Annotated in this window: 1 protein-coding gene and 1 pseudogene; one reads left to right on the top strand and one right to left on the bottom strand. The window is 62.3% G+C overall.

The window, feature by feature from the left end; genetic code table 11:
- Positions 1-185: pseudogene (locus tag ABB27_RS19050) on the bottom strand (long-chain-fatty-acid--CoA ligase); the annotation flags it as partial.
- Between the two features lie 105 nt (positions 186-290).
- Between ABB27_RS19050 and ABB27_RS19045 the strand changes: the two are divergent.
- Entirely contained in the window at positions 291-743 is a 453-nt protein-coding gene (locus ABB27_RS19045) for a hypothetical protein (RefSeq protein ID WP_057630890.1), read from the top strand.
- Positions 744-922: the final 179 nt, after the last annotated feature.

Raw genomic sequence — 922 nt, 5'->3', positions numbered from 1 at the left:
TGGGTGACCAGCACGTCGGCTTCGCCATAGGTCAGGACCTTGCCGAAGTTGGAATAGGCCGGGCGATCACGGAACTTGGCAACCGAGGCATTGAAGACGTCGGCGACGGAGTGGAATTCGTTGACGTCGATTTCAGCTGGGACACCAGCCGGGTAGCTCTGCAGCCAAGGACGTTCTTGAGTCATCTTCCCCTCCAGGAAATGGGATGTTCTAGTGGTCAGGCCCGGTTTGCGGGCGCCGGCGTTATTGTTGCCAGCATACCGTTCCGAATTGAAAAGGCGAAGGGATAGATGATCCGATCAGTCTTCAACTGCATGCTTTGTGCGGTGATCATGCTTTTGCTGGTCGCTTGTGGCCGGCAGCCGCCGGAGCAGCGCCTGCGGGCCAGCTTTGCTGCAATGCAGGAAAACGTGGAGGCGGGCAAGCCTGGCGTGTTCATGGGATCGGTGGCGCCGGACTTCGTCGGCAACCAGGGCCTGGACCGAGCCGGATTGGAGCGCTTGCTGCGAGGGCAGCTGCTGCTCAATGCCAAGGTGGGCATCCAGACCGGGCCATTGCGGGTGGAGATGGGCGAGGGTGGAACCGCTACGGTCCGGTTCACCGTGTTGCTGACCGGAGGTAGTCGTGGGCTGTTGCCTGAGCGTGGGCAGATGCAGGAAGTGGTTACCGGCTGGCGTGAGCAGGATGGGGAGTGGCAGGTGTATAGCGCGGATTGGGGGCCGGTCGGGGGTGAAGGTGGGTGAGGGATTTAGCGGGGGAACAGAGCGGAGCTGCGGATTTTCAGAGATTTGGTGATTTGCAGGCGTCCCCCTCTCGCCAGCCCCCGCTCCGCGCCCCGGCCTTCGCTTGCGCTAAGGCGCTCTGAGAGCAGCGAACCAATGGTTCGCAAGCTGCTCTCAACCGCCCCGCAAGGGGAGAGGGG

The sequence above is a fragment of the Stenotrophomonas terrae genome (genome assembly GCF_001431465.1).
In the GTDB taxonomy this organism is placed as follows: domain Bacteria; phylum Pseudomonadota; class Gammaproteobacteria; order Xanthomonadales; family Xanthomonadaceae; genus Stenotrophomonas; species Stenotrophomonas terrae.
Note: the sequence above shows the minus strand (reverse complement) of the source record. Positions and strands in the feature narration are given on the sequence as shown.